This is a genomic window from Pseudomonas sp. 28 E 9 (genome assembly GCF_900004785.1).
GTDB lineage: Bacteria > Pseudomonadota > Gammaproteobacteria > Pseudomonadales > Pseudomonadaceae > Aquipseudomonas > Aquipseudomonas orientalis_A.
Window position 1 is genome coordinate 278,263 of record NZ_CVTK01000047.1, and the last position, 25,324, is coordinate 303,586.

Genomic DNA, 25,324 nt, shown 5'->3' on the forward strand with positions numbered 1-25,324 from the left:
TTTGCAATAAGAAATGTTGCTCAAATCAGCAACCTGTCAAGTGCGTCAAAATGGTAACTGGTTGCTTCATTTTGGTGATTTTCGATTTTTTTCGATAAAAATCAAATAGTTAAATAACAAAAAAGATGAATAAAAATATTCTTGCCCAATCGAAAAACTCGGGCTAGTTTCTATTCCTGTCACCGATGACAGGAATTAACCCGCCGTCGGCGAACGCTATTACAACACTTAGAACTGGCACAAGCCGGTCAAGCCTGTGAGGAACTCGACATGTCGCTGTTGATCCGTGGCGCCACCGTTATTACCCATGATGAAAGTTTCCGCGCCGATGTGTTTTGCGCAGACGGTCTGATACGTGCGATCGGCACGGACCTGGATATTCCCGCCGGCACTGCAACACTCGATGGCAACGGCCAATACTTGATGCCCGGCGGCATCGATCCCCATACCCATATGCAACTGCCGTTCATGGGCACCGTGGCCAGTGAAGACTTTTTCAGTGGCACGGCGGCGGGCCTGGCGGGCGGGACCACCTCGATCATCGACTTCGTGATTCCCAACCCGCAGCAGTCCTTGATGGAGGCGTTCCACCAATGGCGCGGCTGGGCCGAAAAGTCGGCCTCCGACTACGGCTTTCATGTGGCGATCACCTGGTGGAGCGACCAGGTACGCGAGGAGATGGCCGAACTGGTCAGCCACCACGGCATCAACAGCTTCAAGCATTTCATGGCCTACAAGAACGCGATCATGGCGGCGGACGACACCCTGGTGGCCAGTTTCGAGCGCTGCCTCGAACTGGGCGCGGTGCCCACGGTCCATGCGGAAAACGGCGAGCTGGTCTACCACCTGCAACGCAAATTGATGGCCCAGGGCATTACCGGGCCGGAAGCGCATCCGCTGTCGCGCCCTTCCCAGGTGGAAGGCGAAGCGGCCAGCCGGGCGATCCGCATCGCCGAGACCCTCGGCACGCCGTTGTACCTGGTGCACATCTCCACCCAGGAAGCACTGGACGAAATCACCTATGCGCGGGGCAAGGGCCAGGCGGTCTACGGCGAAGTGCTCGCCGGCCATCTGTTGCTGGACGACAGCGTCTATCAGCATCCCGACTGGCAGACCGCCGCCGGCTACGTGATGAGCCCGCCGTTCCGTCCGCGCGGGCATCAGGAGGCACTCTGGCGCGGTCTGCAATCGGGCAACCTGCACACCACCGCCACCGACCACTGCTGCTTCTGCGCCGAGCAAAAGGCCGTCGGGCGTGACGACTTCAGCAAGATCCCCAACGGCACCGCCGGCATCGAAGACCGCATGGCGCTGCTGTGGCACGAGGGCGTCAACACCGGGCGCCTGTCGATGCAGGAATTCGTCGCACTGACGTCCACCAACACCGCGAAGATCTTCAACCTCTACCCGCGCAAAGGCGCGATCCGCGAGGGCGCCGATGCCGACCTGGTGCTGTGGGACCCGCAGGGCACGCGCACTATTTCCGCCAAGACCCATCATCAGCAAGTCGACTTCAACATCTTCGAAGGCAAGACCGTACGCGGCGTGCCGAGCCACACCATCAGCCAGGGCAAGGTGGTCTGGGCCGATGGCGACCTGCGCGCCGAGCGGGGCGCCGGGCGGTATGTGCAGCGGCCGGCGTATCCGTCGGTGTTTGAACAGCTGAGCAAGCGTGCAGCGCTGTCCAAGCCTGTGGCTGTGAAACGCTGAGACCGCCATCGGGGGCAAGCCCCCTCCCACATTGGATCTATGTGAACCCGATCAAGTGTGGGAGGGGCGGTGCGACGATTCGACTTGCCCCCGATGAGGCCAGTGAAGGCAACAAAAATGCCCACTTAGAGGCAATCCAAAAAAAACCGTGAGGCCACTACCGTGATCCAGACCCTGACCCACCTCCCCCACCCCCGCGAAGACGGGGCCACCCTCGCCAGTCAGTTCACCGATCTGGCGCCGCCCCTCAATGCCCGCCAGGCCCGACTGGAAGCCTCGCGCTGTCTGTACTGCTACGACGCGCCGTGCGTGAACGCGTGCCCCAGCGACATTGATATCCCCTCGTTCATCCGCCATATCCACACCGAAAACGTGCAAGGCGCCGCGCAGAAAATCCTCTCGGCGAACATCCTGGGCGGCAGTTGCGCGCGCGTCTGCCCCACGGAGATCCTCTGCCAGCAAGCCTGCGTGCGCAATAACGCCGAAGAGTGCGCCCCGGTGCTCATCGGCCTGCTGCAACGCTACGCCGTGGACAACGCCCATTTCAGCGAACACCCTTTCCAACGCGCCGCGCCCACCGGTAAACGTATCGCCGTAGTCGGCGCAGGGCCTGCCGGTCTGGCCTGCGCCCACCGGGCCGCCTTGCAGGGTCATGACGTGGTGATCTTCGAGGCCCGGGAAAAAGCCGGCGGCCTGAATGAATACGGCATCGCCAAGTACAAGCTGGTGGACGACTTCGCCCAGAAGGAATTGGATTTCCTCCTGCAAATCGGCGGCATCGAGCTGCGTCACGGCCAGCGCCTGGGCGACAACCTCACCTTGAGTGAGCTGCACACGCAATTCGATGCGGTATTCCTCGGCCTCGGCCTGGCGGCCAGCAAACACCTGGGCCTGCCCCACGAGGACGCCCCCGGCCTGCTCGCCGCCACCGACTACATCCGCGAACTGCGCCAAGCCGACGACCTCACCCAACTGCCGTTGGCCGACCGCTGCATCGTGCTGGGCGCCGGCAACACCGCCATCGACATGGCCGTGCAAATGGCGCGCCTCGGCGCCCGCGACGTCAACCTCGTGTACCGCCGTGGTGTGGCCGACATGGGCGCGACCCAGCATGAACAAGACATCGCCAAGGCCAATCAGGTACGCCTGTTGACCTGGGCCCAGCCCGAAGAGGTCTTGCTTGACGACGAGGGCCGAGTCCGCGGCATGCGCTTTGCCCGCACACACATGGAGAACGGTCGCCTGCAGCCCACCGGCGAAACGTTCGAACTGGCCGCCGACGCGATCTTCAAGGCCATTGGCCAAGGCTTTGACAACGCAGCGCTGCACGACCCACTGGCCCGGCAGCTGCATCGCGTAGGCGAACGCATCTTTGTCGACGAACACCTGCGCACCAGCATTCCCGGGGTCTATGCCGGCGGTGATTGCGTCAGCCTCGGCCAGGACCTCACCGTGCAGGCGGTGCAACACGGCAAGCTGGCCGCCGAGGCCATGCATGCCCAACTCATGCTCAATGTGGAGGCCGCGTAATGGCCGATCTGTCGATTGTATTCGCCGGTATCAAAGCCCCCAACCCGTTCTGGCTGGCCTCCGCTCCCCCCACCGACAAAGCCTACAACGTGGTGCGCGCGTTCGAGGCCGGCTGGGGCGGCGTGGTGTGGAAAACCCTGGGTGAAGACCCGGCGGCGGTCAATGTGTCGTCGCGCTATTCGGCCCACTACGGGGCCAATCGCGAAGTGCTGGGTATCAATAATATCGAGCTGATCACCGACCGTTCACTGGAGATCAACCTGCGCGAAATCACCCAGGTGAAAAAGGATTGGCCGGACCGCGCCTTGATCGTGTCGCTGATGGTGCCTTGTGTCGAGGAGTCCTGGAAAAACATCCTGCCGCTGGTAGAAGCCACCGGTTGCGACGGCATCGAGCTGAATTTCGGCTGCCCCCATGGCATGCCCGAACGCGGCATGGGCGCGGCGGTCGGCCAGGTTCCGGAGTATGTGGAACAAGTGACGCGCTGGTGCAAGACCTATTGCTCACTGCCGGTGATCGTCAAGCTCACGCCCAATATCACCGACATTCGCGTGGCCGCGCGCGCGGCGTATCGCGGCGGCGCGGATGCGGTGTCGCTGATCAACACCATCAACTCCATCACCAGCGTCGACCTCGAACGCATGGTCGCCCTGCCGGTGGTCGGCACGCAAAGCACTCACGGCGGCTATTGCGGCTCGGCGGTCAAACCGATTGCCTTGAACATGGTCGCCGAAATCGCCCGCGACCCGCAGACCCAGGGCCTGCCGATCTGCGGCATCGGCGGCATCGGCAACTGGCGTGACGCGGCGGAATTCGTCGCCCTGGGCTGCGGCGCGGTGCAGGTATGCACGGCGGCGATGCTGCATGGGTTTCGCATCGTGGAAGAAATGAAGGATGGCTTGTCGCGGTGGATGGACAGCCAGGGTTACACCAGCTTGCAGGCGTTTTCCGGGCGCGCGGTGGGCAATACCACCGATTGGAAATACCTGGATATCAACTACCAGGTGATTGCGAAGATTGACCAGCAAGCGTGCATTGGCTGCGGGCGTTGCCATATCGCCTGCGAGGACACCTCGCACCAGGCCATCGCCAGTTTGAAGCAGGCCGATGGTACGCATCAATATGAGGTGATCGATGACGAGTGCGTGGGCTGCAATCTGTGCCAGATCACCTGCCCGGTGGCCGACTGCATCGAGATGGTGCCGATCGACACGGGCAAGCCGTTTTTGAACTGGACCCAGGACCCGCGCAATCCTTATCGGGAGGCGGTGTAGGCCTGTAGACCGCTATCGGGGGCAAGCCCCCTCCCACATTGGAATGCATTCCAAATGTGGGAGGGGGCTTGCCCCCGATGAGGCCCTCAGCCCCACTACAAAACTCAAGGCTGCAACCCAATCCCGCGCAATATCACCCCGGTCACCGTCTGAATCGCCCGCTCAAACTGCATATCCGACAACGGCTGGTGATCATTCAGGATATTCACCTGGTGATCGAAGTCGGCATAGTGCTGGGTCGACGCCCAGATCATATACAGCAGGCTCGACGGCTCCAGCGGCAGGATGCGTTTGTCCTGCACCCACTGGCGGATTTTCGCTTCCTTCATCTTGGCCCAGTCGTACAGGCTTTCATCCAGCGCCTCACCGAGGGTCGGCGCGCCGTGGATGATTTCATTGGCCCAGACTTTCGAGCCATAAGGCCGCGTGCGCGAGCGCTGCATTTTTGCGCGAATGTAGCTGCTGAGCACCACGCGCGGGTCATCGAAGGTTTCGAAACTCAGGGCGTCCTGTTTCCACACCTCCAGCAGGTCGAACAGCACCGCGCTGTACAGCTCGCTCTTGGTGGTGAAGTAGTAATGCAGATTCGAGCGCGGCAGTTGCGCCTCTTTGGCGATGTCGGCCATGGCGGTGCTGCCATAGCCTTTTTCAGCGAAGACCTTCTCCGCTGCCAGCAGGATTTTCTCGACGTTGACCCGTCGAATGCCGATCTTGTGATTGCCCATAAGGGCTCCCTGACAACAACACGACCTAGAGACTACCATCGGCTCTAGATCGGGGCGACACGCCGAACCGAAACTTCGTACACTGGTGCCTTCTATCCTCTGATTGGTATTGAACAATGTTGATCAAGAAGTCCCTGACAACCGTCGCCCTGCTCGCTTCCCTGCTGGGCGCGTCCGCGGCGTTTGCCCATGCGCACCTTGAAAGCGCCACGCCAGCCAAGGACAGCAGCGTGACCGCGCCGAAAGAGCTGCGCCTGACATTCAGCGAAGGCGTCGAAGCGACCTTCACCAAGGTGTCCCTGAGCAAGGACGGCACGGAAATCGCGATCAAGGGCCTGGAAACCCCCGACACCGACAAGAAAACCCTGGTGGTCACCCCTGCCGCTCCGCTGGCGGCCGGCACTTACAAAGTGGAATGGCACGCGGTGTCCGTCGACACCCACAAGAGCGAAGGCACTTACAGCTTCAAGGTCGGCCAATAATTCATGGCAACCCTGCTGGTGCTGTGCCGCTTCCTGCATTTCATCGTCGTGCTGCTGATGTTCGGGGCCTGTGTGTTCAGGCCTCTGCTGCTCGGGACGGCTGCGCTACCGGCACTCGACCGGCAATTGTTGCGCATCACCCGTGGCCTGGCCTGGGTGGGGCTAGGTTCCGGGATCGCGTGGCTGTTGTTGATCACCGCCAGCATGGCCGGCGGCTGGGACGCGGCGCTGCAACCGGCGACCGTCCAGCTGGTGTTGGGCAAGACCTTCTTCGGTCAGGTGTGGACCTGGCACCTGCTGCTGAACATGCTGCTGGTGATCGTGCTGATCAAGCCCTGGCCGGCGCTGCGCCTGCCGCTGATAGCGCTGATGCTGGTGACCCTGGCACCAGTAGGCCACGGCGCCATGCTCGATGGGCTCAGCGGGCAACTGCTGATCCTCAATCAGGTGGTGCACTTGGCAAGCGTCGGCGCCTGGCTGGGTGGGCTGCTGTTGCTGGTATTGATCCTGCGCCAGACACCGCCGCTTGCGCTGCAGCCAATCCTGCGGCGCTTCAGCGGCGTGGGCTACGCCTTGGTGGCTGGCCTGCTGGTGACCGGTCTGATCAACGTGCGCGTGCTCACCGGCCAATGGTGGCCTACCCCGCTGTTCGAAGGCTTTGCCTTGATCCTGCTGATCAAAGTGCTGTTGGTAGGGGGCATGTTGGCGCTGGCCTTGCTCAATCGGTTGCGCCTGGAACAGTGCGAACAGCGCTTAAGCAGCTTGAAGGCCAGTGTGATGACGGAATGGTTACTAGGTGTTGCAGCGGTAGCCGTTGTATCGCTGTTGGGCACGCTGCCGCCAATGGTCATTGCCGGCTGAACCAGGAATTCTCAAGTCGTACCCCATTCAAATGCGGAGGGCGTACACCGCCCTCTGTAGGAGCGAGGGGGGCGCCTAGCTCTTGCTCGCGAAAAATATCAACGATAACGCGTGCTTCCTGAATGAACGCGGTGCCTGTGAGCTTTTCGCGAGCAAGCTCGCTGCTACAAAAGCCAGCGGTGGCCAGTGAAAGATGGATTTGCAGGCGGTCCCTGCCACATTTGATCTCACTGGCTGGATGGGCGTTGACAACACAGGGAATCCCTCACACTATTTCCGCATAGTCATACGACAACCTACAACAAAAATCGGAATGCCCATGACCACCACCACACCTACTCCTTTCAACCGCATCCTGCTTACCGGCGCCGCCGGTGGCCTGGGTAAAGTCCTGCGCGAACGCATGCGCCCCTACGCCACTGTGCTGCGCTTGTCAGACATCGCCGACATGGCCCCCGCCGCCGCCCATGAAGAAGTGCAACCCTGCGATCTTTCCGATAAACAAGCCGTGCACCATCTGGTGGAAGGCGTCGATGCGATCCTGCACTTTGGCGGCGTGTCGGTGGAGCGTCCCTTTGAAGAAGTGCTCGGTGCCAATATCAGTGGTGTCTTCCACATCTACGAAGCCGCGCGCCGTCATGGAGTCAAGCGTGTGATCTTCGCCAGCTCCAACCACGTGATCGGCTTCTACAAGCAGGGCGAACAGCTCGATGCCCATTCACCGCGCCGTCCGGACAGCTACTACGGCCTGTCCAAGTCCTATGGCGAAGACATGGCGAGTTTCTACTTTGATCGCTACGGCATCCAGACCGTGAGCATCCGTATCGGCTCGTCGTTCCCGCAACCACAGAACCGCCGGATGATGCACACCTGGTTGAGCTACGACGACCTGACCCAACTGCTCGAACGCGCGCTGTACACGCCGGACGTGGGGCACACCGTGGTCTACGGCATGTCGGACAACCTCGACACCTGGTGGGACAACCGCTATGCCGCGCACCTGGGCTTTGCCCCCAGGGACAGCTCCGAAGTGTTCCGCGCCCAGGTCGAGGCCCAGCCGCCGGTGGCGGACGATGACCCGGCCAGAATCTATCAGGGCGGCGCGTTCTGCGCGGCAGGCCCGTTCGGTGACTGAGTTCACGTAACCCAAGGGAATGAGTGGCGATGAGTGCAGAATTGATTGTCGACGCCCGCAACGCCGTCGGCGAATGCCCGGTGTGGGTGCCCGAGGAAAACGCCCTGTACTGGGTGGATATCCCCAACGGTCGGCTGCAGCGCTGGAACGCCGCCACGGGCCAGGTCGCAACGTGGCAAGCCGCGCAGATGCTCGCCTGTATTGCCCGCACTGACGAAGGCAATTGGGTCGCCGGCATGGAGTCCGGTTTTTTCCAGCTGACCCCGCACAGCGATGGCAGTCTCGACACTAAGCCCCTGGCAAGTGTCACGCATCCACGCCCGGACATGCGCCTCAACGACGGGCGTTGCGACCGCCAGGGCCGTTTCTGGGCCGGCAGCATGGTGCTGAACATGGGCCTGAACGCCGCCGAAGGCATCTTGTATCGCTACGCAGCCGGCTCGGCGCCCCATGCCCAACTGGACGGTTTCATCACCTTGAACGGCCTGGCCTTCAGCCCCGACGGCCGTACGATGTACGCCTCGGATTCACACCCGTTGGTGCAACAAATCTGGGCCTTCGACTACGACATTGATACCGGCACGCCGTCCAACCGCCGCGTGTTTGTCGACATGCATCGACACCTCGGTCGGCCCGACGGTGCGGCGGTAGACGCGGACGGCTGCTACTGGATCTGCGCCAACGACGCCGGTTTGGTGCACCGCTTCACCCCGGACGGTCGCCTCGACCAGTCCCATCACGTACCGGTGAAAAAACCCACCATGTGCGCCTTTGGCGGCAGTCGCCTGGACACCCTGTACGTCACCTCGATCCGTGATGACCCGAGTGAGCAGTCACTGTCCGGCGGCGTGTTCGCCCTCAACCCAGGCGTCCAGGGGCTGCCCGAACCGCGCTTCACCCTCTAGCTGCAGCAGCGCCGCCCACGCGCTGGAAATCAAAGTTGACCAGGCGCACATGCGCAAGGTCATCGACGTCGAGATTGGCGACGAGCGCGGGTTGGGGGCTTGCAGTGTGTCAGTATGATCATCTTTGGCTGAAACACCGCAATCGGGGGCAAGCCCCCTCCCACATTTGGCTCCCTGTTGTGTCAGGGTCAGGGGGGGGAGTTTTTAAGGCGCCCTGCCGTGTCAATACTCACCACCACCGACAACCCCGGCCGCAACCGTTCACTCTCGGCCTGGTCCGGGTCCACGGTGATCCGCACCGGCACGCGCTGGGCGATCTTCACAAAGTTGCCGGTGGCGTTGTCCGCCTGCAACAGGCTGAACTCCGAGCCGGTCGCCGGGGAAATATGCTGCACCGTGCCGTGAAACCTGCGGTGGTTCAACGCATCCACGGTAAACGTCACCGGCTGGCCGACCTGCACATTGTCCATCTGGGTTTCTTTCATATTGGCGATCACCCACAACTGCTTGGGCACCAGCGCCATCAACTGCGCACCGGAATTGACGTAGGCCCCGAGGCGCACGCCAATCTGCCCCAACTGGCCATCCCGGGGCGCGGTAATGCGGGTGTTGGACAGGTCGATCCGTGCCAATTCCACCGCCGCCTCTGCGCTGGCCACCGCGGCCTCCAGGGAGCCGCGATTGACGATCACCGTTTGCAGGTCCTGCCGCGCGATTTCCAGGCTGGCCTGGGCCTGGGCCACGGCAGCGACCGTCTGCGCATTGGCGGCGCGGGTCACGTCCAGCTCACGCTTGGACACCGAGCCGTCGCTGATCAATTCTTCATTGCGGCGCAGGTCGGCGGTGCTTTTGCGCGCCTGCGCCTGGCTGTCGACCAGCGCAGCCTGACGCAGCTTGATGGTCGCTTCGGCGCTGTTGCGTTGCTGCACCACATTGGCCAGCGAAGCCTTCTGCACCGCCAGTTGCGCCAGGGCCTGGTCCAGGCGCTGCCTGTAGATGCGGTCATCGAGGCGCACCAGCAGGTCACCGGCTTTCACATACTGGAAATCCTGCACCGGCACTTCGAATACGTAGCCGCTGAGCTGCGGGCCGATGATCGTCACCTGCCCACGCACCAGGGCGTTTTCGGTGGTTTCCACGGCGCTGCTGAACGGCGGCAGTTGCCACGCGTACAGCACGATCAGCACGCCGACAATGGCAACGGCGGCAAAGCCCAGGGACGAAAGGAGGCGTACCCGCAATGAACGCGGTTCGGTCACGGCGGCGCCCGGTGGCGTGGTGCCCTCGGGCGTGGAAGCGATGGCGTTGGTGGTCGTGGTCGTGGGTTCGGTCATGAAGAGGCGCCGACAGGTTGAACAGGAGGGGTTGCTGCTTTGGTGGTGCTCATCAGCCACAGGCTGCGGATAAAGATCCAGATCATGGTCAGGATCGCGATAATCGCAATCAACATGAAGACATCGTTGTACGCCATGACGTTCGCCTCACGGGTGGCCGCCGTGGCCAGGCTGCGAATGCCCATGAGGTTGCGCAGCTCCGGGTCGGCGATGATGCCGCCATAGGCCGAGCCACCACTCTGCACCCGCGCCGCCACGCGGGGGTCGAGCAAGGTCAGGTGCTCGACGATCATGCTCGAATGGTACTTCTCGCGCACGATCTGGAAGGTGCCGAGCAACGCCGCGCCGATCAGGCCGCCGAGGTTCTGGCAAATCCCGAACATCACCGAAAAACTCACCAGGTTGCGCGGGTTGGTCAATACATTCTTGGTGCCCAGCACCATGGTCGGCCCGAGAAAGAAGGTCCCGCCGAAGCCCAGCAGGAACTGGCTGATATACAGGTTCTGCGGCCGCGTCAGGTTGCTGGAAAAACTGTCCATCACCGACCCCGTCGCCATCAGCGCCAGGGAAATGATCAGCGGCATCAACAGATGCGCCGGGTTGATCGTCAAGGCGCTGACCACCAGCCCGGCAATCGCCCCGGCCAGCATCACCACGTACAAGGTGTGCATCTGCTGGTAACTCATGTTCAGCATCTGCATGAAACCCACCGCGCCGGTGGATTGTTCCGACAGCACCATCCGAATCAGGATCACCGCCAAGGCCAGGCGAATCATGGTGCCGCTGCCCAGCCAGCGGGTCATCAGCAGTGGGTTGGCGCGGTTATGCTCGATGGCCAACCCGGCCATGATCAGCACCAGCGAACAGGCCGAGGCGATGCCGATCCAGGGCGCTTCCAGCCACCAGTCGATGCGCCCCAGGGACAACACCGCGCAGAGTAAGGCGACACCGGTGGCCAGGATCGCAAAGGTGAGGAAGTCGAGTTTTTCGAAGGTCTTGAACCGGTCGCCGGGCGGCAACTTGAGCAAAAACACACAACCCAGGCAGATCAGCGCCAGGCCCAGCTCGAACAGGTACAAGCCACGCCATTCGGCGATTTGCAGCAAATCTTCGGAGAACAGCCGCGCCAGCGGCAAGGCCAGCTGCGCGGTGCCCAAACCCAGCACCAGGGCTTTGAGGCGCCACTTGGCCGGGAACGCCTGGATCATGTAGTACAAGCCCAACGAACTCAGCGCCGCCCCCACCATGCCGTGGGCCGCCCGCACGGCGATGGCCGAGTTGAGGTCGTTGACGAACAAGTGGCCGAAGGTCACCAGCGCATACAACACCAGGAACACTTCGGTAAACGCCCGCAGGCCGAACTGCTGGCGAAACTTCACCAGCAGCAGGTTCATGCACACGTTGGTCATCACATAGGCGGCGGGCAGCCAGGCCATCTCCGCCGTGGTCGCGCCCAGGGCGCCTTGCAGGTATTGCAGGTTGGCGATAACCAGCGCGTTGCCCAGGCCACCGGTGATTGCCACCAGCACACCCACCAGAGCAAACAGCCAGCGTTTGTGGGTGGGGTGCAGCGGCGTTGACGGCGAACCGGGCAGGCTCGGCCGCTCGTGGGGCTGCCAGGTGTGGGGGGTGTATTTATCCATTCGGTGACCTTGATAAACCGACGTGCAAGGCCGGTGAAGCCATTACTGGGAGAACAGTAACCTGAGGTACGTTCATCTCGCCATCTATCAAGCGTGCACGGTCAACACTGTTCAGTCGATCATCAGGTCCGGAGCAAAGCATTCATCAGCATTCCAGCCGCCACCAGCACGCACAAACCGGCAAACCCCACCTGCAACGCCCGCGCTGGAATCACCGAACACAAGCGACGTCCCGCCAGCATGCCGACGATACTTGCACCAATAAATCCCCAGCCCACCGGCTCGATGTTCACCCCGGCATGAAAGGCCCCCACCACGCCGATCAAGGACAGCAGGCTGACCACCATCAACGAGGTCGCGACGATGCCGCGCATCTGCACATCGGTGAGTTGCTTGAACGCCGGGACGATCAGAAAACCGCCGCCCACGCCGAGCAAACCCGAGACCGCGCCGGTCACCGCGCCCAGTGCCGCCAGGGTGGCAGTGCATTTGGCGGTCCAGGCCAGGCGTCCGGTCTGCTGGTTGAGCATGCAGTTCTTCTGGCCCCAGGACGCCGCGCCATGGTCACTCGGGCCGGCCTCGACCTTTTCGCGCCGCACCATGCGCCAGGCCACCAGCACCATGAGCGCGCTGAACAAGCCCATCAGCACCGGCTCCGACAGTTGATGAGCGACGAACACACCGAGCGGTGAAAACAGCGCGCCCAGCAAGGCGATCAATAACGCGGCGCGATAACGCACCAGGCCATGGCGCAGGCCGTCAATCGCCCCCACCGCCGCCGCCGCGCCTACCGCAAGCAAGGACACCGGCGCGGCCTGGGTCATCGTCAACCCCAGTCCCAACACCAGCGCCGGCACCCCGAGGATACCGCCGCCCGCGCCGGTCAGGCCCATGACCAGGCCCATCAATACACCCAACACACTGGCCAGCAGCATTCAGTCCACCTTGCTCAGGCGGGTCAGCCACTCGCGGCCCTTGAGCATGCCGTTCCAGTAGAACCACGGCAGCAACGTGGCCTTGAGGAACCACATCGAGCGGCGCGCCCGGGTGGGGTCGAGGGGAAAGGTCGGCAACAGCTTGCCGCCGTAGCCGAACTCGGCCAGCACCACCTTGCCCTTCTCCACCGTCAACGGGCAGGAGCCGTAGCCGTCGTACTTGAGCGGCAGCGGCGCTTGTTTGCGCAGGGCCAGCAGGTTCTCGGCCACCACCACGATCTGCTTGCGCACCGCCGCCGCCGTCTTGGCGTTGGAGGTGCCGCACACGTCGCCCAGGCCGAAGATGTGCGGATAGCGCAGGTGTTGCAGGCTGTAGGGGTTCACTTCGCACCAGCCTGCGGCGTCGGCCAGCGGGCTTTGACGGATAAAGTCAGGCGCCACTTGCGGTGGCACGACGTGCAACATGTCGAAGGCTTTCGCTTCGACGTGCAAGTTGCCTTCGGCGTCTTTGACCTCGAACCAGGCTGTGCGCCCGGGGCCGTCGACTTTTATCAGGTTGGCATTGAACGCCAGCCGTGCGTTGTATTTCTCGACGTACTTCATCAACGGCGGCACAAAGGTCGCCACGCCGAACAGCGCGGCACCGGCCAGGTTGAATTCGACGTCGATGTTTTTCAGGCTGCCCTGCCTGAGCCAGTGATCGCAGGACAGGTACATGGCCTTCTGCGGCGCACCGGCGCATTTGATCGGCATGGCCGGCTGGGTGAAGAGCGCCTTGCCACCCTTGAGCTGCTGCACCAGTTGCCAGGTGTAGGCCGCGTGTTCGTAGCTGTAGTTGGAGGTGACGCCGTGGCGACCGAGGGTATCCTGGAGGCCCTCGATCTTTTCCCAGGCCAGGCGCAGGCCGGGGCAGACAATCAGGTTGTTCCAGGTGACGCGCTGGCCGCTGTCGAGCACCAGGGTCTGCTCGTCAGGCAATAACTCGCTGGCGGCGGCCTGGATCCAGGTGACCCCGTTGGGCAGTACGTCGGCCAGCGGGCGCCGAGTCTTTTGCAGGTCGTAGGCGCCGCCGCCCACCAGGGTCCAGGCGGGCTGATAGCAATGGAAATCGTTGGGTTCGATCAGGATGATGTTCAGTTGCGGGTCGCGCTTGAGCAGGCTGGCCAGCAGGCCGATGCCTGCCGAGCCGCCGCCGATGACGACGATATCGCCACTGATGGTGGGTCCCCAGTGTTGTTCGGTCATTGTCTACTGCCTTTTTGAGTCAATGCACACAAGGGTCGCTGCCGGATGGCGTCACGCCCAGCTTTTTATCACCGCGCCGCAGTACAGGCCGGACAGGGTCTTCATCACTTGAATCACTTCGTGGCTGGCCAGCCCGTAGAAGATGTATTTACCTTCCCGACGGGTGGCGACCAACCCTTCGTCCCGCAAAATGCCCAACTGTTGGGACAGCGTGGGTTGGCGCACGCCCGTCTGGGCTTCCAGCTCGCCGACGTTGCGTTCGCCCAGGGTCAACTGGCAGAGGATCAACAAGCGGTCCTCATTGGCCAACGCCTTGAGCAAGGAACAGGCCTTGGACGCCGATGCACGCAATTGGGCGACTTCGCCCTCACTCAACGTAGATTCCATTTGCCTCGGCTCCTTTGTCTCACTTAAGCTCAAAACATTATGTTTAAACGTAAACTGATTGTAACCACTTTTTTCTTCATCGGGGATAGCCGCCATGCCAGCGTTGATTCAAGCCTTTCTGGACGAGGCATCGTCGACCTACACCTACGTCGTCTATGAAGCCGACGGCGGCCCCTGCGCCATCGTCGATTCAGTGCTCAACTACGACCCCGCGTCCGGGCGCACCGATACCGCACAGGCCGACAAGGTGATTGCCTTCGTGCGCGCGCATGGCCTGCAGGTGCAGTGGCTGCTGGAAACCCACGCCCACGCCGATCACTTGTCCGCCGCGCCGTACCTGCGCCGCACCCTGGGCGGCAAGATTGCGATCGGCCAGTCCATCAGCAAGGTGCAGGGTGTGTTCAAGCACCTGTTCAACCTGGAGCCGGAGTTCCGTGTCGATGGCTCGCAGTTCGATCACCTGTTTGCGCCGGATGAAATCTTTCATATCGGCGGCTTGCAGGCCCAGGCGCTGCATGTACCCGGGCATACCCCGGCGGACATGGCCTACCTGATCGATGGCCGCTTGATCCTGGTAGGCGACACCCTGTTCATGCCCGACGTCGGCACCGCCCGCTGCGACTTCCCCGGCGGCGACGCGCGGCAGTTGTACGCGTCGATGTGCAAATTGCTGGCGTTCCCGCCCGAGACCCAGCTGTACGTGTGCCATGACTATCCACCCGAAGGCCGCGATGCCAGGTGCCAGACCACGGTGGCCGAACAGCGCGCGCAGAATATCCATGTGCATGACGGCGTAGATGAGGCGGAGTTTGTCGCGATGCGCACCACCCGGGATGCCGGGCTGGGCATGCCGACGTTGTTGCTGCCGGCGATCCAGGTGAATGTGCGGGCGGGGCATATGCCGCCAGCGGAAGACAATGGCGTCACCTACCTCAAGATCCCGCTCAACCAACTTTGAAATGCAGCCAAATGTGTGGAAGAGGGAAAGCCTTAATACTTGTAGGAGCGAGCTTGCTCGCGAAAAACGTCAACGATAACGCGTGCTTCCTGAATGAACGCGGTGCCTGTGAGTTTTTCGCGAGCAAGCTCGCTCCTACAACCATTTGGGCTTGCCCCCTCCCACATTTGGTTCCGTGTTGAATCAGGAGCCCAGGTTTATGCCGTTGGCCGGCAACGGCAGCGCGGTTTTATAGCGAACTTGCTTCAAGGCAAAACTGGAGCGGATATTCGCCACCCCCGGCACCTTGGTCAGAAAATCCATCATGAAACGCTCCAGCGACTGGATCGTCGGCACCAGCACCCGGATCAGGTAATCCGGGTCGCCGGCCATCAGGTAACACTCCATCACTTCCGGCCGGTCCGAGATTGCGCCTTCAAATTGCTGCAACGCCAGTTCATTCTGCTTTTCCAGGCTCACATGGATGAACACGTTGACATGCAGCCCCAGCAGGTCGGCGTCCAGCAACGTGACCTGCTCGCGAATCAGCCCCAACTCCTCCATCGCCTTCACCCGATTGAAGCACGGCGTGGGCGACAGGTTGACCGAACGGGCGAGGTCGGCGTTGGTGATGCGGGCATTCTCCTGCAGGGCGTTGAGAATGCCGATATCGGTACGGTCCAGTTTGCGCATGAGACAAAGTCACCTGTTTATTATGTTTATGCAGATTTTTTATCCGTAAATGATCTGGAGCGCAACGAAACACAGATAAATATTCTTCTACGCCACGCCTATGATTGTTGTAGGACAAGATTTCTTCTACCCGAAGACTGACTGTCAGCTAGCGCGCCCACTACAAGAAATTCACAAGATCGAGCGTAGAAAGCCATGACCCAGCCGTATGCACCGCTGCGCCTGCACGTTCCCGAACCCTCGGGCCGCCCGGGCTGCAAGACCGACTTCACCTACCTGCGCCTGACCGACGCCGGCCTGGTACGCAAACCCGCCATCGACGTAGAACCGTCCGACACCGCCGACCTGGCCAAGGGCTTGATCCGCGTGCTCGACGACCAGGGCCAGGCCCTGGGCCCGTGGGCCGAGGGCGTCAGCGCCGACGTCATGCGCAAAGGCATGCGCGCGATGCTCAAGACGCGCATCTTCGACAACCGCATGGTGGTCGCCCAGCGTCAGAAAAAAATGTCGTTCTACATGCAAAGCCTTGGCGAAGAAGCCATCGGCAGCGCCCAGGCCCTGGCCTTGAACATCGACGACATGTGCTTCCCCACCTATCGCCAGCAAAGCATCCTGATGGCCCGGGACGTGCCGTTGGTGGACCTGATCTGCCAACTGCTGTCCAACGAGCGCGACCCGCTCAAGGGCCGCCAGTTGCCGATCATGTACTCGGTCAAGGACGCTGGTTTCTTCACCATTTCCGGCAACCTCGCCACCCAATTCGTACAAGGTGTGGGCTGGGGCATGGCGTCGGCGATCAAGGGTGATACCAAGATCGCCTCGGCCTGGATCGGCGACGGCGCTACCGCAGAATCCGACTTCCACACCGCCCTCACCTTTGCCCACGTGTACCGTGCGCCAGTGATCCTCAACGTGGTCAACAACCAGTGGGCCATCTCCACCTTCCAGGCCATTGCCGGCGGTGAAGCCACCACGTTCGCCGGACGCGGCGTCGGTTGCGGTATCGCCTCCCTGCGCGTCGACGGCAATGACTTTATCGCCGTGTACGCCGCCTCCGCCTGGGCCGCCGAGCGCGCGCGCCGCAACCTGGGGCCGACCTTGATCGAGTGGGTCACCTACCGCGCCGGTCCGCACTCCACCTCCGATGATCCGTCCAAGTACCGCCCCGCCGATGACTGGAGCCACTTCCCGTTGGGCGACCCGATTGCCCGTCTCAAGCAACACTTGATCAGAATCGGCCAGTGGTCCGATGAGGAACACGCGGCGGTCAGTGCCGAACTTGAAGCCGAAGTCATCGCTGCGCAAAAACAGGCCGAACAGTACGGCACCCTCGCCGGCGGCCAGATTCCAAGCGCCGCGACCATGTTCGAAGACGTTTATAAAGAGATGCCGGAGCACTTGAAGCGCCAGCGTCAAGAGCTGGGGGTCTGACATGAACGATCACAACAACAGCATCGAACTGGAAACCGCCATGACCACCACCACCATGACCATGATCCAGGCCCTGCGCTCGGCCATGGATGTGATGCTTGAACGGGACGACAACGTGGTGGTGTTCGGCCAGGACGTCGGTTACTTCGGCGGCGTGTTCCGCTGTACCGAAGGTTTGCAGACCAAGTACGGCAGCTCGCGGGTATTCGACGCGCCGATCTCCGAAAGCGGCATCATCGGCGTGGCGGTGGGCATGGGCGCCTACGGTCTGCGCCCGGTCGCGGAAATCCAGTTTGCCGACTACGTCTACCCCGCCACCGATCAGATCATCTCCGAGGCCGCGCGCCTGCGTTATCGCTCGGCCGGCCAGTTCACCGCGCCCCTGACCATGCGCATGCCCTGCGGCGGCGGCATCTACGGCGGCCAGACCCACAGCCAGAGTATCGAAGCGGTGTTCACCCAGGTCTGCGGCCTGCGCACGGTGATGCCGTCCAACCCCTATGACGCCAAGGGCCTGCTGATCGCCTCCATCGAAAACGATGACCCGGTGATCTTCCTTGAACCCAAGCGCCTGTATAACGGCCCGTTCGATGGCCATCACGACCGCCCGGTCACCCCGTGGTCGAAACACCCGCAGGCGCAGGTCCCAGACGGTTACTACACCGTGCCGCTGGACGTGGCCGCCATCGTGCGTCCGGGTTCGGCCGTGACCGTGCTGACCTACGGCACCACCGTGTATGTGTCGCAGGTCGCCGCCGAAGAAACCGGCATCGACGCCGAAGTCATCGACCTGCGCAGCCTGTGGCCGCTGGACCTGGACACCATCGTCAAGTCGGTGAAAAAGACCGGCCGCTGCGTGGTGGTGCACGAAGCCACGCGCACCTGCGGTTTTGGCGCCGAGCTGGTCGCCCTGGTGCAGGAGCACTGCTTCCATCACCTGGAAGCGCCGATCGAGCGCGTCACCGGCTGGGACACGCCCTACCCGCACGCGCAGGAGTGGGCGTATTTCCCAGGCCCGTCCCGAGTGGGCGCGGCGTTGAAACGGGTCATGGAGGTCTGAATGGGCACGCACGTTATCAAGATGCCGGACATTGGCGAAGGCATCGCGGAAGTTGAACTGTCGCAGTGGCATGTGAAGGTCGGCGACCTGGTCGTCGAAGACCAGGTGCTGGCGGATGTGATGACCGACAAGGCGATGGTGGACATTCCCTCGCCGGTCCACGGCAAGGTGATTTCCCTGGGCGGCGAGCCGGGTGAAGTCATGGCGGTGGGCAGTATTCTGATCAGCATTGAAGTGGAAGGCGCCGGTAACGCCAGGGAAGCGCCGGCCGTGGCCGCACCGGTGGAAAAAGCTGCGCCGGTGGTGGAGAGCACGCCGGAACCGGTTCAAAGCAAGCCCGCGCCTGTCGCGGCCAAAGTCCAGGCGCCCGTGGCCCGGGAGGCCAATGAGCGCCCGCTGGCCTCCCCCGCCGTGCGCAAGCATGCCCTGGATGCGGGTATCCCGTTGCGCCTGGTACAGGGCTCCGGCCCGGCCGGGCGAATCCTGCATGAAGACCTCGAGGCTTACCTTCAGCAAGGCGCCAGCCCAGCCTCGGCCGCCGCCAACCCTTACACCGAACGCAACGACGAGCACCAGATCCCGGTGATCGGCATGCGCCGCAAGATCGCCCAGCGCATGCAGGACGCCACCCGCCGCGCCGCGCATTTCAGCTACGTGGAAGAAATCGACGTCACGGCGCTGGACGAACTGCGCGTGCACCTCAATGAAAAACACGGCGCGACACGCGGCAAGCTGACCCTGCTGCCCTTCATCGTGCGCGCCATGGTGGTGGCGCTGCGCGATTTCCCACAGATCAACGCGCGCTATGACGACGAAGCCCAGGTCATCACCCGCCTCGGCGCGGTGCATGTGGGCGTCGCCACCCAGAGCGACGTCGGCCTGATGGTGCCGGTGGTGCGCCACGCCGAAGCCCGCAGCCTGTGGGGCACTGCCGAAGAAATCACACGTTTGGCCAACGCCGCGCGCAATGGCAAGGCCAGCCGCGAAGAGCTGTCGGGCTCGACCATCACCCTGACCAGCCTCGGCGCGCTGGGCGGCATTGTCAGCACGCCGGTGCTGAACCTGCCGGAAGTGGCGATTGTCGGCGTCAACCGCATCGTCGAGCGGCCGATGGTGATAAAGGGCCAGATCGTGGTACGCAAGATGATGAACCTCTCCAGCTCGTTCGATCACCGTGTGGTCGATGGCATGGACGCGGCGCAATTCATCCAGGCCGTGCGCGGCCTGCTCGAACAACCCGCCAGCCTGTTCCTGGAGTAAGGGCATGACTCAGACACTACACACCACGCTGCTGATTATCGGCGGCGGCCCTGGCGGTTACGTGGCCGCGATTCGCGCCGGCCAACTGGGCATCCCGACGATTCTGGTGGAAGGCCAGGCGTTGGGCGGCACCTGCCTGAACATCGGCTGCATTCCATCCAAGGCCTTGATCCATGTGGCCGAGCAATTCCAGCAGACGGTACACCACAGCCAGGGCTCGCCACTGGGCATCGAAGTGGACGTGCCCACCCTGGACATTCGCAAAAGCGTGGAATGGAAAGACGGCATCGTCGACCGCCTGACCACCGGCGTCGCCGCGTTGTTGAAAAAGCACAAGGTGCAGGTGATCCATGGCTGGGCCAAGGTGGTGGACGGCAAGACCGTCGACGTGGGCGAGCAGCGCATCCAGTGCGAACACCTGCTGCTGGCCACCGGTTCGAAAAGCGTCGAGTTGCCGATGCTGCCCCTTGGCGGGCCAGTCATTTCATCCACCGAAGCCCTGGCCCCGAACCACGTACCGAAGCGGCTGATCGTGGTGGGTGGCGGTTACATCGGCCTCGAACTGGGCATCGCCTATCGCAAGCTGGGGGCCGACGTCAGCGTGGTCGAGGCCCAGGAGCGCATCCTGCCGGCCTATGACGCCGAACTGACCCAGCCGGTTAACGAGTCGATCAAGCAACTCGGGATAAAGCTGTACCTCAAGCACAGCGTCAGCGGCTTTGCCGATAACTGCCTGCAGGTGCGCGACCCGAATGGCGACACCCTGTCGCTGGAGACGGATCAGGTGTTGGTGGCCGTGGGTCGCAAACCCAACACCCAGGGCTTCAACCTCGAAGCGCTGAACCTGGACATGAACGGCGCCGTGATCAAGATCGACAGCCGCTGCCAGACCAGCATGCGCAATGTGTATGCCATTGGCGACCTGAGCGGCGAGCCCATGCTGGCACACCGGGCCATGGCCCAGGGCGAGATGGTCGCCGAGCTGATCAGCGGCAAAGCCCGCGAATTCAACCCGGCGGCGATTCCGGCGGTGTGCTTTACCGACCCGGAACTGGTGGTGGTGGGCAAGAGCCCGGACGAGGCCAAGGCTGCCGGCCTGGACTGCATCGTGTCGAGCTTCCCGTTCGCCGCCAACGGGCGGGCCATGACCCTGGAGTCGAAAACCGGCTTCGTGCGGGTGGTGGCGCGGCGTGACAATCACCTGATTGTCGGCTGGCAGGCGGTGGGAGCCGGGGTGTCCGAGTTGTCCACTGCGTTTGGCCTGAGCCTGGAAATGGGCTCGCGCCTGGAGGATGTGGCCGGCACTGTCCATGCCCATCCGACCTTGGGTGAGGCCGTGCAGGAAGCGGCGTTGCGGGCGTTGGGGCATGCGTTGCATCTGTAAAACCGTGGCGAGGCCATCAGGGGCAAGCCCCCTCCCACATTTGGAATCCATTTCAAATGTGGGGGGGCTTGCCCCCGATAGCAGTGGATCAGCCGATAGAGATGTGGAATGGTCCAACCGCCCGCTCCCACACCGACGAAGAATGAAGTATTGTTGAGCCCATCCAGAAAAAAATCCGACTTGACCAGAGATTAGAGGGTGTCATGGGTAACGAAAGCATCAATTGGGACAAGCTGGGTTTTGACTACATCAAGACCGACAAGCGGTTTCTCCAGGTCTGGAAAAACGGCGAATGGCAAGCAGGCACCCTGACCGACGACAACGTGCTGCACATCAGCGAGGGCTCCACCGCCCTGCACTATGGCCAGCAGTGCTTTGAAGGCCTCAAGGCCTACCGCTGCAAGGACGGCTCGATCAACCTGTTCCGTCCGGACCAGAACGCCGCGCGCATGCAACGCAGCTGTGCCCGCCTGCTGATGCCGCATGTGTCGACCGAAGACTTCATCGAAGCCTGCAAACAGGTGGTCAAGGCCAACGAGCGCTTCATCCCGCCTTACGGCAGCGGCGGCGCGCTGTACCTGCGCCCGTTCGTGATCGGCACCGGTGAAAACATCGGCGTGCGCACCGCGCCGGAGTTCATCTTCTCGGTGTTCGCTATCCCGGTCGGTGCCTATTTCAAAGGCGGCCTGGTGCCCCACAACTTCCAGATCTCCACCTTCGACCGCGCCGCGCCACAGGGCACCGGTGCCGCCAAAGTGGGCGGTAACTACGCCGCCAGCCTGATGCCGGGCTCGGAAGCGAGGAAGTCCGGCTTCGCCGACGCGATCTACCTGGACCCGATGACTCATTCGAAAATCGAAGAAGTCGGCTCGGCCAACTTCTTCGGCATCACCCACGACAACCAGTTCATCACGCCGAAGTCGCCTTCGGTGCTGCCGGGCATCACCCGCCTGTCGCTGATCGAACTGGCCCAGAGCCGCCTGGGCCTGACCGTGGTCGAGGGCGAGGTGTTCATCGACAAGCTCGACCAATTCAAGGAAGCCGGCGCCTGCGGCACCGCTGCGGTGATCTCGCCGATCGGCGGCATCCAGTACAACGACAAGCTGCACGTGTTCTACAGCGAAACCGAAGTGGGCCCGATTACCCAGAGGCTCTACCAAGAGCTGACGGGCGTGCAGACCGGTGACGTTGAAGCGCCGGCGGGTTGGATCGTCAAGGTCTAAGCCACTGCCTCAGCAACACTGCAAAACCTGTGGGAGGGGGCTTGCCCCCGATAGCGGTGGATCAGTCAATATTTTCAGTGACTGACACACTGCCATCGGGGGCAAGTCGAATCGTCGCACCGCCCCTCCCACATTTGATCTCCAGTGTTTTCAGGATTGAGGGATATTCCCGGCAATCTTCTTGCCCATGCTGATCCTCGGTTCCACCCCATATCCCAACGCCTCGTAGAACCCCACCACTGCGTCATTGCCGCCATTGATCTGCAGGTTGATCTTCATGCAACCCAGCGCCGTCAACGCCTGTTCCGCGTGACGCACCAGCGATGATCCCAGGCCGTGGCGACGATAGTCGGCATGCACCGCCACCGAATACAGCCAACCACGATGGCCGTCGTAGCCGGCGAGAATCGTACCGATCACGGCTTTTTTATCGGTCGCGACAAAGAACAACCCGTCATTGACCGCCAGCTTTTTATCGATCGCCAGGCTCGGCAGGTTATGCGCGGTGTCATAGCCGAACGCCGCCTGCCACAACTCAACCACTTGCGCACGGTGCTGACGGTCGCGATACGGGCCGATGGGGTGCCGGGACAGCAGGGCCTTTTCCATGACCAGTGTGCGTTCATTGCCATGATAGACATCGCGCACGGTGTGAAACCCCAGCTTGCTGTAGAACGGCTCGGCGGTCAGCGAGGACGGCACGCTCAACACCGTCACCCCGGCTTCGCGGGCGCGCAGTTCGATCTCGATCATCAACAGTCGCCCAATGCCCTGCCCTTGCAGCGCCGGGTTGACGAACACCGAGCGCACCACATTGGCATCAAGCGCGGCGGTGGCGACGATCACCTGATCCCGGGTGGCCACCAGCACGACACGGCGCTTGAGCAGCGCCAGCACGGCCTCGGGCGTGAAATGACTGGCCACACGGGCAATCACATCCGCCGGGTAATCCTGTGCATTGCTGCTGTGCAAGGCCGCCAGGATGACCTGGCTGATCCCTTGGGCATCGGCGGTTTGGGCAAGACGAACAGCGGTAGACATGATTGCTCCTGGCTGAGGGCGCTCTGACAGACACCACCATACCAAGCCCTACCCACATGTTCTAACTGTGCCCGCTTGAAATACGTTTGCCGGGCTTGGTGCCCACCAGCCTGGCCTGTCCATCCTTCTGCTTGCCCGTGCGCGCCTCGCTGATCAGCCCGGGAATCAACTTGCCTTCCGGCAGGTTCTTCCAGAACCGGCTCGGCAGATGCCCTTCCATCACCTTGGGGTTCAAGCGCGCCGGGTTGAAGATGTGACTGTAATAGGTCAACCACATGGCGCTGTGCGGGTCGTCGACATTTTGCGCCAGTTGCTGCCACGCCTCGGGGCACCGGCGTTGGTGAATCAGTTGCTCGCCATCGTAATACACCCCATCCAGGGGCGTTGCGATCATCCAGCGATGCCGGCCCATGCGCCCGATAAAATGCTGGCTGGCACTGTGCAAAATATCATGGGCCGGCTCATGCCAGGCCACGTACTCCGGCAGCTCGGGCCCCGCCTCGGCCGGCAGTGCAATGAACCGCACAAACGCATGCAAGTGGTGGGCTTCACGGCTGACCTGCTTGATGCGGCGCTGCAACTCGCTGCCCAATTTGTCACCTGCCAACATGGCCGTGCGGTCGCCATGGCTGACCCGCCACAACACCTCATACAACACACTCCAGCGCTGATCGCCCTGGTAGCAGGCAGCCGACTCCAGCAGTTGCAACAAGGCCTTGGGGATGCGCGCCTGGAACGGGCCCAACCCGGAGGGAATGGGCTCGTCGGTGGCAAACAGATCCGCCACCTCGGTTGCGCCCCAGCTCACCTGGCTGGGGTCGACCTGATGGCTGAGCAGCCAGCGCGCCTGTTCGCGCCAGGTGCTGAACAGGTTGTCGCATTCCAGGCTGATCATCCCCACAACCCCATCTGTTGCGGTTGCGGGCGATCGCGCAGCTGTTCGCGCAGCAACACACTGGTGCTGTCGGCCTGCTGTGGGTGGTAATCGCTGGTGATGAAAAACGGCTTGGCCTTGGCCAGCACACAGCGCATGCGCGCCAGGTCTTCGAAGCGGATCTTGCGTTCGCGGCGCAGGTCCACCAGGCGCTGGGTGGTGCGCAGGCCAATGCCGGGGATGCGCGCGATCAAGGTCGGTTCGGCGCGGTTAAGATCGAGGGGGAACACCTCGCGATGCTCCAGGGCCCACGCCAGCTTGGGGTCGATATCCAGGGCCAGGTCGCCGGGGCCTTCGAACAGTTCATTGGCGCTGAAGCCGTAGCTGCGCAACAGAAAGTCGGCCTGGTACAAGCGATGCTCGCGCATCAACGGCGGCGCAGCCAGGGGCACGCTCTTGGGGCTGTTGGGAATCGGGCTGAACGCCGAGTAATACACACGGCGCAGCTTGTAGTTGCCATACAAGGCTTCGGCACCGTGCAGGATGGTGCTGTCATCGGTGTCGTCGGCGCCGACGATCATCTGGGTGCTCTGCCCGGCCGGCGCGAAACGCGGTGCGCGGGGTTCGTTGAGCACCGTCTGTTCACCGGTGTAGATGGTCTGCATGGCCTGCTTGATCGAGACGATCTGTTTTTCCGGCGCCAGGGTTTGCAGGCTCGCATCGGTAGGCAGCTCGATATTCACGCTCAGGCGGTCGGCATAGCGCCCGGCCTCGGCGATCAACGCGGGGTCGGCTTCGGGAATGGTCTTGAGATGGATATAGCCGCGAAAATCGTGCTCTTCACGCAGCAACTTGGCGACCCGCACCAACTGCTCCATGGTGTAGTCGGCTGAACGGATGATGCCGGAACTGAGAAACAGGCCGCTGACGCAATTGCGCTTGTAGAAGTCCAGGGTCAGGGTGACCACCTCTTCCGGGCTGAAGCGCGCGCGGGGCACATCGCTGGAACGGCGGTTGACGCAATACTGGCAGTCGTAGAGACAGAAGTTGGTGAGCAAAACCTTGAGCAGCGACACGCAACGGCCGTCGGGCGTATAGCTGTGACAAATGCCCATGCCGTCGGTGGAACCCAGCCCGGCCTTGCCTTCGGAGCTGCGCTTGGGTGCGCCACTGCTGGCGCACGAAGCGTCGTATTTGGCGGCGTCGGCGAGAATGCTGAGTTTTTCGATCAACTGCATGGAGAGCTACCGATACT

Annotated in this window: 23 protein-coding genes; 13 read left to right on the top strand and 10 right to left on the bottom strand. The window is 62.4% G+C overall.

Annotation, left to right across the window (positions count from 1 at the left end; translation table 11 throughout):
* The first annotated feature begins 270 nt into the window (after positions 1-270).
* The 3 genes from hydA (at position 271) to preA (ending at position 4,514) form a co-directional block, all read left to right on the top strand.
* Positions 271-1,710 (top strand): dihydropyrimidinase, encoded by a 1,440-nt coding sequence (gene hydA / locus BFQ00_RS15255; protein WP_065933986.1) that lies wholly within the window; start codon positions 271-273, stop codon positions 1,708-1,710.
* Between the two features lie 162 nt (positions 1,711-1,872).
* Complete coding sequence (locus BFQ00_RS15260) at positions 1,873-3,240, top strand: NAD(P)-dependent oxidoreductase (RefSeq protein WP_065933987.1); 1,368 nt, start codon at positions 1,873-1,875, stop codon at positions 3,238-3,240.
* Positions 3,240-4,514, top strand: a complete 1,275-nt coding sequence (gene preA / locus BFQ00_RS15265; protein WP_065884846.1) for an NAD-dependent dihydropyrimidine dehydrogenase subunit PreA — start codon at positions 3,240-3,242, stop codon at positions 4,512-4,514. The genes BFQ00_RS15260 and preA overlap by 1 nt, the downstream gene beginning before the upstream one ends.
* Before the next feature lie 104 nt (positions 4,515-4,618).
* Here preA and BFQ00_RS15270 read toward each other — a convergent pair whose 3' ends face one another.
* Positions 4,619-5,239, bottom strand: coding sequence for a TetR/AcrR family transcriptional regulator (locus tag BFQ00_RS15270; RefSeq protein WP_065884845.1), 621 nt, complete (start codon positions 5,237-5,239; stop codon positions 4,619-4,621).
* A gap of 116 nt (positions 5,240-5,355) precedes the next feature.
* On the opposite strand from BFQ00_RS15270, the gene copC reads away from it, so the two are divergent.
* The 4 genes from copC (at position 5,356) to BFQ00_RS15290 (ending at position 8,622) form a co-directional block, all read left to right on the top strand.
* Positions 5,356-5,721: a copper homeostasis periplasmic binding protein CopC gene (gene copC / locus BFQ00_RS15275; RefSeq protein WP_065891771.1), complete on the top strand. Its 366-nt coding sequence runs from the start codon at positions 5,356-5,358 to the stop codon at positions 5,719-5,721.
* A gap of 3 nt (positions 5,722-5,724) precedes the next feature.
* Complete coding sequence (gene copD, locus BFQ00_RS15280) at positions 5,725-6,582, top strand: copper homeostasis membrane protein CopD (protein WP_065933988.1); 858 nt, start codon at positions 5,725-5,727, stop codon at positions 6,580-6,582.
* A gap of 319 nt (positions 6,583-6,901) precedes the next feature.
* Positions 6,902-7,717 (top strand): NAD-dependent epimerase/dehydratase family protein, encoded by an 816-nt coding sequence (locus BFQ00_RS15285; protein WP_065933989.1) that lies wholly within the window; start codon positions 6,902-6,904, stop codon positions 7,715-7,717.
* A gap of 29 nt (positions 7,718-7,746) precedes the next feature.
* Positions 7,747-8,622: an SMP-30/gluconolactonase/LRE family protein gene (locus BFQ00_RS15290; protein ID WP_065933990.1), complete on the top strand. Its 876-nt coding sequence runs from the start codon at positions 7,747-7,749 to the stop codon at positions 8,620-8,622.
* A 188-nt stretch (positions 8,623-8,810) separates the two neighbouring features.
* On the opposite strand, the gene BFQ00_RS15295 is transcribed toward BFQ00_RS15290, so the two are convergent.
* The 5 genes from BFQ00_RS15295 to BFQ00_RS15315 all read right to left on the bottom strand — a co-directional run bounded on the left by BFQ00_RS15295 (position 8,811) and on the right by BFQ00_RS15315 (position 14,166).
* Positions 8,811-9,956: an HlyD family secretion protein gene (locus tag BFQ00_RS15295; protein ID WP_065933991.1), complete on the bottom strand. Its 1,146-nt coding sequence runs from the start codon at positions 9,954-9,956 to the stop codon at positions 8,811-8,813.
* The gene (locus BFQ00_RS15300; RefSeq protein WP_065896796.1) at positions 9,953-11,599 is read right to left on the bottom strand and encodes an MFS transporter; all 1,647 of its coding nucleotides are present in this window, start codon (positions 11,597-11,599) and stop codon (positions 9,953-9,955) included. The genes BFQ00_RS15295 and BFQ00_RS15300 overlap by 4 nt, the downstream gene beginning before the upstream one ends.
* A gap of 122 nt (positions 11,600-11,721) precedes the next feature.
* The gene (locus BFQ00_RS15305; RefSeq protein ID WP_065933992.1) at positions 11,722-12,534 is read right to left on the bottom strand and encodes a sulfite exporter TauE/SafE family protein; all 813 of its coding nucleotides are present in this window, start codon (positions 12,532-12,534) and stop codon (positions 11,722-11,724) included.
* On the bottom strand, positions 12,535-13,779 hold the full coding sequence (locus BFQ00_RS15310; protein ID WP_065933993.1) for an FAD/NAD(P)-binding oxidoreductase: 1,245 nt from the start codon (positions 13,777-13,779) through the stop codon (positions 12,535-12,537).
* A 51-nt stretch (positions 13,780-13,830) separates the two neighbouring features.
* Positions 13,831-14,166, bottom strand: coding sequence for an ArsR/SmtB family transcription factor (locus tag BFQ00_RS15315; protein ID WP_057007617.1), 336 nt, complete (start codon positions 14,164-14,166; stop codon positions 13,831-13,833).
* Positions 14,167-14,260: 94 nt separating this feature from the next.
* On the opposite strand from BFQ00_RS15315, the gene BFQ00_RS15320 reads away from it, so the two are divergent.
* The gene (locus BFQ00_RS15320; protein ID WP_065933994.1) at positions 14,261-15,124 is read left to right on the top strand and encodes an MBL fold metallo-hydrolase; all 864 of its coding nucleotides are present in this window, start codon (positions 14,261-14,263) and stop codon (positions 15,122-15,124) included.
* Between the two features lie 183 nt (positions 15,125-15,307).
* On the opposite strand, the gene bkdR is transcribed toward BFQ00_RS15320, so the two are convergent.
* Complete coding sequence (gene bkdR, locus BFQ00_RS15325) at positions 15,308-15,796, bottom strand: Bkd operon transcriptional regulator BkdR (RefSeq protein WP_065891861.1); 489 nt, start codon at positions 15,794-15,796, stop codon at positions 15,308-15,310.
* A 195-nt stretch (positions 15,797-15,991) separates the two neighbouring features.
* On the opposite strand from bkdR, the gene BFQ00_RS15330 reads away from it, so the two are divergent.
* From BFQ00_RS15330 to BFQ00_RS15350, 5 genes are all read left to right on the top strand, one after another.
* Positions 15,992-17,227 carry a 3-methyl-2-oxobutanoate dehydrogenase (2-methylpropanoyl-transferring) subunit alpha gene (locus tag BFQ00_RS15330; RefSeq protein WP_065884834.1) on the top strand — a complete coding sequence of 412 codons (1,236 nt, stop codon included), beginning with the start codon at positions 15,992-15,994 and terminating at the stop codon, positions 17,225-17,227.
* A gap of 1 nt (position 17,228) precedes the next feature.
* Positions 17,229-18,287 (top strand): alpha-ketoacid dehydrogenase subunit beta, encoded by a 1,059-nt coding sequence (locus BFQ00_RS15335; protein WP_065884833.1) that lies wholly within the window; start codon positions 17,229-17,231, stop codon positions 18,285-18,287.
* Positions 18,288-19,547 carry a dihydrolipoamide acetyltransferase family protein gene (locus BFQ00_RS15340; RefSeq protein ID WP_065933995.1) on the top strand — a complete coding sequence of 420 codons (1,260 nt, stop codon included), beginning with the start codon at positions 18,288-18,290 and terminating at the stop codon, positions 19,545-19,547. It begins immediately after the preceding gene.
* Positions 19,548-19,551: 4 nt separating this feature from the next.
* Positions 19,552-20,931: a dihydrolipoyl dehydrogenase gene (gene lpdA, locus BFQ00_RS15345; RefSeq protein ID WP_065933996.1), complete on the top strand. Its 1,380-nt coding sequence runs from the start codon at positions 19,552-19,554 to the stop codon at positions 20,929-20,931.
* 203 nt (positions 20,932-21,134) lie between these two features.
* Positions 21,135-22,154: a branched-chain amino acid aminotransferase gene (locus BFQ00_RS15350; protein ID WP_065884830.1), complete on the top strand. Its 1,020-nt coding sequence runs from the start codon at positions 21,135-21,137 to the stop codon at positions 22,152-22,154.
* A gap of 150 nt (positions 22,155-22,304) precedes the next feature.
* On the opposite strand, the gene BFQ00_RS28190 is transcribed toward BFQ00_RS15350, so the two are convergent.
* From BFQ00_RS28190 to BFQ00_RS15365, 3 genes are all read right to left on the bottom strand, one after another.
* Positions 22,305-23,195, bottom strand: a complete 891-nt coding sequence (locus BFQ00_RS28190) for a GNAT family acetyltransferase (protein WP_083227374.1) — start codon at positions 23,193-23,195, stop codon at positions 22,305-22,307.
* 61 nt (positions 23,196-23,256) lie between these two features.
* Positions 23,257-24,090: a TIGR03915 family putative DNA repair protein gene (locus tag BFQ00_RS15360; protein WP_065933997.1), complete on the bottom strand. Its 834-nt coding sequence runs from the start codon at positions 24,088-24,090 to the stop codon at positions 23,257-23,259.
* Positions 24,087-25,307 carry a putative DNA modification/repair radical SAM protein gene (locus BFQ00_RS15365; RefSeq protein ID WP_065891856.1) on the bottom strand — a complete coding sequence of 407 codons (1,221 nt, stop codon included), beginning with the start codon at positions 25,305-25,307 and terminating at the stop codon, positions 24,087-24,089. Before BFQ00_RS15365 ends, BFQ00_RS15360 begins: the two co-directional genes overlap by 4 nt.
* Between the last annotated feature and the right edge of the window lie 17 nt (positions 25,308-25,324).